This is a genomic window from Mucilaginibacter sp. (assembly GCF_036383575.1).
In the GTDB taxonomy this organism is placed as follows: Bacteria; Bacteroidota; Bacteroidia; order Sphingobacteriales; family Sphingobacteriaceae; genus Mucilaginibacter.
In genome coordinates this window covers 1-8,211 of record NZ_DASVOB010000563.1, presented here as the reverse complement: position 1 = coordinate 8,211, position 8,211 = coordinate 1, and the positions used below count along the sequence as shown (strand labels likewise).

Sequence of the window (8,211 nt, the reverse complement as noted above, 5' to 3'; positions counted from 1 at the left end):
GGGAACTGGATCCTTGAATCAATCTCGGCGTCCAACTCCAGCATGGTAGCACCAAATGATAATTCCACAACCGCTGTACCGCTTATTTCCGGCTTTTTGATGGATAAGGTATTATCATCGGTATAAACCAGCATCCCGTTTAGTTCGGCGCGACCAGTTATAAAATCCCAGTCGGTAGCTTCGTATTGTACCAGGTCGCTGCTGGTGATATTCATATCGGCAACATCGGCAGTTAAACCGCTGTAGGTACCCGCAACGGTGGTTATGGCATCGCTATCCTTAATATTTTCGCCGAAATATTTGCTATGGCGGGCAAGTGTCATGGCAATGGCCTTATCCCTGCATTCAATAACCAATTGCGAACCACTGTTGCGCAGCTTGATACTGTGTTTGATAACCACGCCTTTAAACAACGTATAGTTATCCGATTCGTAACCGCACAGGATCTCGATGTTTTTTCCCGGCACAAATAAGTCGCCGTTGCTGGCGTCAAACTTCTGGGCCGAGGTATCACCATCAATGATCACGAGTTTGGCAGCAGCTATCCGGTTTACGCCTTTATCAATCACCATTGCCTCCACCTGCATGGTACGCGGTATCTCGGTGCCCTCAACTTTTACAATCGGGGTAACAACGGTACCGGGCCGGGTGGTTTCTATGGTGCGGCTATCTGCCATGATCTGTTATTGGTTTAATGGTGGAAACTTGATCTTTGTACCTGTTTCGAGATACCTGAAATCGTTGAGGCTGTTTGCCTGGGCTACTTCGATGTAATACTTTGAATCACCGTAGATCTGGTAGCAGAGCAGCGGTAAAGTATCACCCTCTTTTATCACCCTTACTTTGGTCAGATCGGGCGATTGTGCGTTTTCCTTAGCTACCCGCTTTTTATCCTCAACCGACCCAATGAACGAGGCTTTTACAACAGCCCTGAGCGGGCGGCCCTGGCTATCAAACAGTTTATAGCTGATATCCATGGTTTCCAAAGCCCCGTCAAACTGAAGCGTACCCCAGTAGATGCTCACAAACCTTGGCCTGTGTTTATCCCCCTGGTACTCAATAATGAGCTTTTGCAGGTTGTCGATATCTTCATCAACCCCTAAATCGCCGGCTGTAGCACCGTTGATAACCCCCGTGCGATCAAACATCAGCTCAAAATCCATTTTCTGAGGTTCTATCTTGGAGAACTTGGGCAACTTGCCCGATGTTCCCTGTGCCTGTTTATCAGAATACTTGATCTCGATCTTCTGGCTGTAGCTTTCGGGAGTGACCTGCACAAACATGGAACCTTCCTCATTTTTACTCTGAGGATCGGACCAGGCCACGATCTTCATTTTGGTTACATTATCGGCCATCAGCGTTCGTTTTTATTTTTCAAAATCTCCAATATCTGCTCCACGCATTCGGCAATGATCTCATCCTTATCACCGCCTCCTCCGCCCTTACCGCCTCCGCCTCCTGAAGGCTTTGAATCCTGTTCGGCCGGGCTTTGGTTTACGCTCACGCGGATGTTCAATTCTCTGATCTCGATTGGCATAACATCAGGTTTGAAGGGTGTAATACTGGTATTGCAGCTCAAAACTTTCAATAGCGATACTGTTTTGCTCGGCATTCAGATCGCTCAGGCTCCATTTTTTGGGCCAGGCCTGCACAACGTTCCAGGTTAAAAGCGGGTCATGTTCTTCGTTAAGCAGGCTTACGGTAAGGTCTTTAGGTTCAATAATGAAATTTTTGAACACGTTATTGCACCAGTCCATCAGCAGTTTTGATTCGGTAATGAGCCCGCGTTTCAGCACCAGTGCCGGAAACTTGGCCCTCACCGGCAACGCGTGTTCAAAACGGTTTTCGCCGCCCTCCTTTTTGGATTCTGTTTCCATCTCCATGGATAGGCCCGATACGTTCTGGAACCGGCTGTCGATATCCTCATCGCCAATGCCCGTAAACACCACCTTAAAGTGAAAGCCTAAAGGCGGATAACCCGATTTAGCGTCGAAGGCCATGATTAGCCGTTTTTAATGGTTAAACCTTCGTGTGCAACCTCAAGCGTTTCAATTGCGGCCTCGTTAGCATCTGCCTTTAAATCTGCCGACTGGATCTTAACCGGGAAGGCATTTTTAACCGACCAGGTAACCACCGGCTGATGCTCTTCATTAAGCAGGTTGATGGTAAGGTCGCGGCGCTCTATCTGGTTTAGTTTTACGGTGTTCATCCAGTCATAAAACTCGTTATCATTAGCAAATGTGCCGCGTTTTAGGGTGATGTTGCCGTATTTGCGCATACCGGGCATTTTTACCTTGTTATATTCCTTGCTGCTGCCTTCGCGGTATTCAACCACTTCAGTCTCGATTTGTAAACCGGTTACTTCGGTAAAACCGATGCGTGTGCCACCCCAGTCAACCTGGAAATGGAATTTGGGTAGAGGATAATTTGCCATTTTATTTGTTTTAAATGAAATTCAATTGATTTATATCGAAGCTAAAAGCGGAATGCGTAAAGCTTAAAGCCAAGAGACTAATTTTCAATACTTATGAAATTAATTAATAGACCATATAATTAACTCTCCTGCATTTTATGTGAGAAGCGGAGGATGATGAACTCGGCAGGCCTTACTACAGCCATACCAATTTCAACAATCATACGGCCCTCCAAAATGTCAAGCGCGGTCATGGTTTCGTTAAGGCCAACGTGTACAAAAAACGCGTCTTCGGGTTTAGCGCCCTGTAGCGCACCGGCACGCCATTGCAGCGTTAAAAAGTTCTGGATCATTACCCTCACCTTTGTCCATGTGTTGGCATCATTGTTTTCGAACACAAAAGGATAAGTAGCCTTTTTAACCGATTCTTCAACCATGATAAAGAAACGCCTCACCGGGATATAGCGCCATTCGTTGTCATTGCCAGTTAAGGTTCGTGCGCCCCAAACCAAAGTGCCCCGGCCTGCAAAGGCCCTGATAGCATTGATTGATTTACCGGTAGCGGTAACGTTCATATCGTCCTGGTCACTATTGTCAATTTTCACAACAGGGCCAATCACGTTATTAAGGCTCACATTAGCAGGTGCCTTCCAAACGCCGCGGGTACCGTCAACGTTGGCATAAACCCCGGCAATTGCTCCCGATGGTGGGATGGTGCTCATTTTAAGCGTTACTGCTGAGTTTGCAGCCCCGAAAAATACATTGCCCGAAAACAGCGCCTGCTCGGCCAGGTTTTCATAAAACAGTGCACCGTTTATTAAAGCGCCCAAACCTGTCAGGATAGTGGCCACGGTATCGCTTAACGCCTGCACAATTGAGAGAGCCCCTGCTGAATCCTTAGTAAAATTATCAGCATTAGCTACTATTGCGGCGTAGGTTGAGTTAGTTATCCACGGCGTATTGTCCAATACCGAATAAACAGGTGCCGGATTACGGCCGGCAGTGGTGTTAGCACTTACCTTGGCATTTTTTTCATAGGCTATCAGTTTAGTAATAGCAGCTTCCAGTTTGGCATCTTTACTCAGCGCGTCAATATCATTGCCATATAATGCGCCAACAGCAGGTGCATCTTTAGCCTTTTTACCGGCTGTAACAATTGCCGCCAATAAATCAAGGTAAGCAGCTAACTGCACATCGGGGGTTACGTTTTTGGCGATATTATTTGCAAGGGTAGTTAACTTTGCATTTACGGCATCAGTACCGGTTTGCCTCAAGGCTGTTGCATCCGCAGCTGCGCTAAATACTGAACCTATTACTTTATCGGTATCTTTTATAGCATTTTGCAGATTTGTTACCAGCGTTTTTTCGGCAGGGCTTTTTGAAAAGCTATCGTAGTTGGCAATCTTAACGGCCGGCGAGGCATTATTCCAAAACTCCAACTGCCTGAAATCAACATTTACATCGTAGCTTGTTATGATCCAGGGGTAATAAGCAGCGCCATAGTTAAGGTTATTGATCCCTATAGAGCTGCGGAAATTATCAATAGGCTTATTGCTCACATCCTGCCTTTTATCTCCCTGCAATACATCAAGTATCGAAAACCTGTCCTGCATAGTTGCGCACAGTCCCAATGCTTTGGTTTGCAAACCGCTGAAGGCTACAAGATCAGGATTACCACCGCTTAATAGCTCAACCGCGTCGGGGAACAGGATCAGTGTAGGCTCATCTTCGGCCGATAGCGTATCTATACCGCCGGATATAGGCGACGCTGTTACCGCAGCCGAGAAATCTCCAACCGAAACGATATAACATGGCCCGCCACCATTATCAAAGTATTGCCTGAGCGATACATACAGGTGGAAACGTTTATCAGACACTACGTTCAGTATCATATTTGAGGCAGGGTCAACGGTAACTTTAACAGTTACCGGTACATAGCCGCCGCCAAATAAGCTTTCAAACTCCAACAATGATTTTATACGGGTTGGTACGTTTATCAGAGATTTACCTTCGGGAGTTAGCGCAAAGGCGGTAAAACCAATAAAGGCTGGTATAGCGGTTTCAACCTGGGCAACTGATGGCGGAAACAGTGCAATTTCCTGCACGTAAACTCCGGGTGTTTTATAAGCCATGACTAATTGATTTAAGATTGAACCATTTTATGACTGAAACGCAGGATAATGAACTCGGCCGGACGAACCACAGCCATGCCTACCTCAACAATGAGCCTGCCTTCCAGTATATCCAATGAGGTCATGGTTTCGCCCAGACCAACGTGTACAAAGAAAGCATCCTCCGGCTTGGCACCCTGTAAAGCACCTGCACGCCATTGCAGTATTAAAAAGTTGGCTATCATACCACGTACCTTGGCCCAGGTGTTACCATCGTTAGGCTCAAATACAAAAGGCTGCGTTGAATTTTTAACAGATTCTTCAACCATGTTAAAGAAACGCCTTACTGATATGTAACGCCATTCGTTATCATTACCGGCCAGCGTACGCGCGCCCCAAACCAATACACCTTTGCCCGAAAATGCCCTGATAGCATTTACCGATTTACCGGTGCTGGTAACGTTCATATCTTCCTGGTCTGAATCGTCAATTTTAACTGTTGGGGCCGATACCAGATTGAGGCTCACATTTGCAGGGGCTTTCCAAACGCCGCGGGTATTATCAACATAAGCGTATACGCCTGCTATTGCCGCTGCCGGAGGTAAAATAACCGAGAACAGGCCGGTTTGCTGTTTGATATAGTTATATAGATCACTGTTGATGTGATAGATAGAATTGGCCGTATTGACATCGTCGCGCAGAACGGCGGTGGCCGGAAAATCTGTCGCGGTAACGCCGGTGCCTGTAACAATCAATTGTTTGCTTTCGTTACTGAAATAATTAATGCTGGTTTGCAGCCATGGGTAGTATGCGGCACCGTAGCTAAGGTTATTAACCCCTATAGCGGTGCGAAACGCCGTTGCTATGTCGCCAAACGCCCTTACTCCTTTATCGGCAACTGCCACGTACGGGTCAATAAGCACTACCCTGTCCTGTAAAAATGCCGCCTGGGCTAACGCCGCGGTATATAAGCCATAATAATCGGCAGCAACGGTAAGGGTAGCTGCATCCGTAAACAATAGGATAGTTGGCTCGTCTTCTTTTTGAACCGCAGCAAGTGCATTGGTAAGCAAAGCTTTGTCAACAGCAACAGCTGCACCGGTTTGACCCGCCGAAACAATGTAGCAAGGACCGCCGCCGTTGGCAAAATAAAGCTGCAGGCAATAGTACATCCTGAATTTCAGGGCCGGATAAGGATCATCAACCGCGGCATCAAATGAAAACACCCCGGCCGTTTTTTTGATCTTGATACCGGTTGTAGTTCCGGCAGTGGTGAACAACGTGTTTTCGGCAAAACCAAAGATCTGCTCATATTCTTTAAGCGATTTGATCCTGACAGGCTTATTCTGCAGCGATGCCCCGTTATAGCTAATATTTTGTGTGTAGCCTATAAAGGCCGGGATAGCCGTTTCAACCTCGGCTACCGATGGAGGTAGGAGCGGAATCTCTTCCACATAAACACCCGGAGTTTTGTATGTTGTTGCCATATTACTGTTTTTTACTTCTTAAAAAAATATGTCTGAAAAAATCTGATTGGTTTCTGGTTTAATAAGCGACGCCGTTGCGTTTGGCAGATCGACAGTGGTGGGTTTATTGTTAACATCATTCACTTTTACCGATATAAAACCCTGCCTTGTAAGGGGCAACGCATTGTCACTTACCGACGCCGCACCAAAAGTTTTACCTATGTACCGCCAGTATGTTGCCCTGTTTTTGAACCGCAAACTGAATACCGGCGATTTCAGGGTAGTATCAGCCTGCAACAGGTTATATGTGGCCCCGCTTGTTTTAACACAGATATCAATAAAAGCCCAGGCCGACGCATCCATGCTATAGTAAAACGAAAAATCATCGGTATAACCTGTATCGGCCAGGTGTGCAGTATATAATCCCTCTGGTAAACCGCCCAGATCGGCCTTTATGATATTCAGGGGACCTGTTTCCATGCTGGTAACTAAGTTTATTACGTTTCCAGCCCGATCTTTTATAGTTAGCACCGGAGCTTTACCTGCCACTGTTGCCTGGTAGGTGAATATGCGCCCAAACTGGCGGATCAGGTCGGTGCTACCAGCGTAAGTCAATGGCTTTCCGCCAACAAGCGGGTCGGTGATCCAGTTGCCTGCTGGTGTAGCTCCGGCTGTTGGATCAAGATTATTTTTTTTCTGGGCGATAAATAACTTGGTTGGCGTTGCCTGGTTATCAACCAGCATATCGCCCGGATAATAATCAGTAGCAGCCTTGTATACATTAGGTGTAGCAGTTAAAAACGGTGCCACACGCGGCGAATACGAAGGATCATTAGTAAAAAAGTACACCATACCATCCGGCGCTTTTAAGGGCAGCGAACTGTAGTTGGCAAAAAGCCCGTCGTTTATCGTTAAACTAAAGCTAAACACGGTGCTATCTACCGGTACTATCTGCGGCTGCTCCTTGGTGCCATTTAAAGTAAATGGAATACCGGTGATAATGCCGGTTTCTGTTTGTTTATATACTATATGCAAACCTGCAAACGCGGCCCGGGTAGTCTTGGTAGGCGTTACACTCATGAAACTGCCTATATCGTAACGCTCCAGCATAGCCAGGCGCGCATCGGCACTCAGCGTGTCAAAAAGCGTTACACCGTCATCCAGGTGATAATGATGACGGATGTCAATCTCAAATAGCGTTTCGTAGTTCAGGTCAAGTACCATCGGGTTATCATTTATAGGTTAATCGCCCGCACTAATCATTAACTCAGTTTATCGGTCAGTTCTATCTTTTTAATGATGCCGCGTGTTTCGGTCAAATTGTCGCGCAATATTTCAATCAATCTTACGCGGTACAGTACATATGGAAATTGTTTGCCGCCCAGCGTGCTCCACAGGTAATTGGCCTGCTCAAATGTGGGCGAGTAGATATCAAGTATGAGACGAAAGTCGCCAAGGCCTACTTTCGTGGTTGGGCTGTTTTGTTTGGTAAAGGTGTTCTTCCCCTGAAAAAACTCAACTATGTATGAAAGGAAGATCAGTGATTTTTCATACGATGAATGAAGGCATGCCGAAAACAAAACATACAGGTTAAGGTACATGGGCGCATTACGATAGTTAATATCATCGCCATTGCGTACGTAATTGGGTATGTTTTTCATGGTAAACTCTTCGGAAATATTTACCAGTGTTACCAGAACATTTTCAAGCCCCTTGATCTCGTCATCGCTCAGGTGGGCCACATTTTTAAGCTGGGTAAAACTTGAACTGAGCCCGCTGTTGCCGTCGGTTGTTTTGAGGTAGTTGTTCAACTGCTCAGTTAAAAAACTTAAGGTCTGGTAAATCATGATAATTAGATGTTTATAGGTGGTTGCAGTTTGACTGCTGATGTTATTTCAAAGTTGGGCATCTGGCTTTAGTAACATGCAAGTGTATGCACGTTAATTACCACGTATTTATACGCAATCGACCCGCGTATAAATACGTGGTAATGAATGGGTTAAAAGAACAGAAAACCTTTAATTTTTAGTTAAAACGAGGTTTTCCCAGTTAATGATCCGGCATGGAGTAGCCCTGATTTGCGAAACGCTGATTTTTGGGCGGCGTGCGAATGCATCTATCATTTTATAAATTCTGCGATCCTCATCATCAGACAAATACCTCAAAATTAAGATACTACTATCCTAAAGGATACCGGTATCCTTTAGGATAGTAGTATCTT

The 8,211-nt window shown here is 45.9% G+C and carries 9 protein-coding genes; all 9 read right to left on the bottom strand.

What is annotated here, in order from left to right; translation table 11 throughout:
• Positions 1-677, bottom strand: a 677-nt coding sequence (locus tag VF500_RS20180; RefSeq protein ID WP_414688588.1) for a phage late control D family protein, incomplete at its 3' end; no start/stop codon positions are given.
• Between the two features lie 6 nt (positions 678-683).
• A complete protein-coding gene (locus VF500_RS20175; protein ID WP_330861406.1) occupies positions 684-1,355 on the bottom strand; it encodes a LysM peptidoglycan-binding domain-containing protein in 672 nt (223 codons plus the stop codon).
• Positions 1,355-1,537, bottom strand: a complete 183-nt coding sequence (locus VF500_RS20170) for a DUF5908 family protein (RefSeq protein WP_330861405.1) — start codon at positions 1,535-1,537, stop codon at positions 1,355-1,357. The genes VF500_RS20175 and VF500_RS20170 overlap by 1 nt, the downstream gene beginning before the upstream one ends.
• A 4-nt stretch (positions 1,538-1,541) precedes the next feature.
• The gene (locus VF500_RS20165) at positions 1,542-2,000 is read right to left on the bottom strand and encodes a phage tail protein (RefSeq protein WP_121227827.1); all 459 of its coding nucleotides are present in this window, start codon (positions 1,998-2,000) and stop codon (positions 1,542-1,544) included.
• 2 nt (positions 2,001-2,002) lie between these two features.
• The gene (locus tag VF500_RS20160) at positions 2,003-2,434 is read right to left on the bottom strand and encodes a phage tail protein (RefSeq protein ID WP_119408240.1); all 432 of its coding nucleotides are present in this window, start codon (positions 2,432-2,434) and stop codon (positions 2,003-2,005) included.
• Between the two features lie 119 nt (positions 2,435-2,553).
• Positions 2,554-4,545, bottom strand: a complete 1,992-nt coding sequence (locus VF500_RS20155) for a phage tail sheath C-terminal domain-containing protein (RefSeq protein ID WP_330861404.1) — start codon at positions 4,543-4,545, stop codon at positions 2,554-2,556.
• 11 nt (positions 4,546-4,556) lie between these two features.
• A complete protein-coding gene (locus VF500_RS20150; RefSeq protein WP_330861403.1) occupies positions 4,557-6,011 on the bottom strand; it encodes a phage tail sheath family protein in 1,455 nt (484 codons plus the stop codon).
• 18 nt (positions 6,012-6,029) lie between these two features.
• Positions 6,030-7,214, bottom strand: a complete 1,185-nt coding sequence (locus VF500_RS20145) for a hypothetical protein (RefSeq protein WP_330861402.1) — start codon at positions 7,212-7,214, stop codon at positions 6,030-6,032.
• Positions 7,215-7,252: 38 nt separating this feature from the next.
• Positions 7,253-7,837, bottom strand: a complete 585-nt coding sequence (locus VF500_RS20140) for a DUF4255 domain-containing protein (protein ID WP_330861401.1) — start codon at positions 7,835-7,837, stop codon at positions 7,253-7,255.
• Between the last annotated feature and the right edge of the window lie 374 nt (positions 7,838-8,211).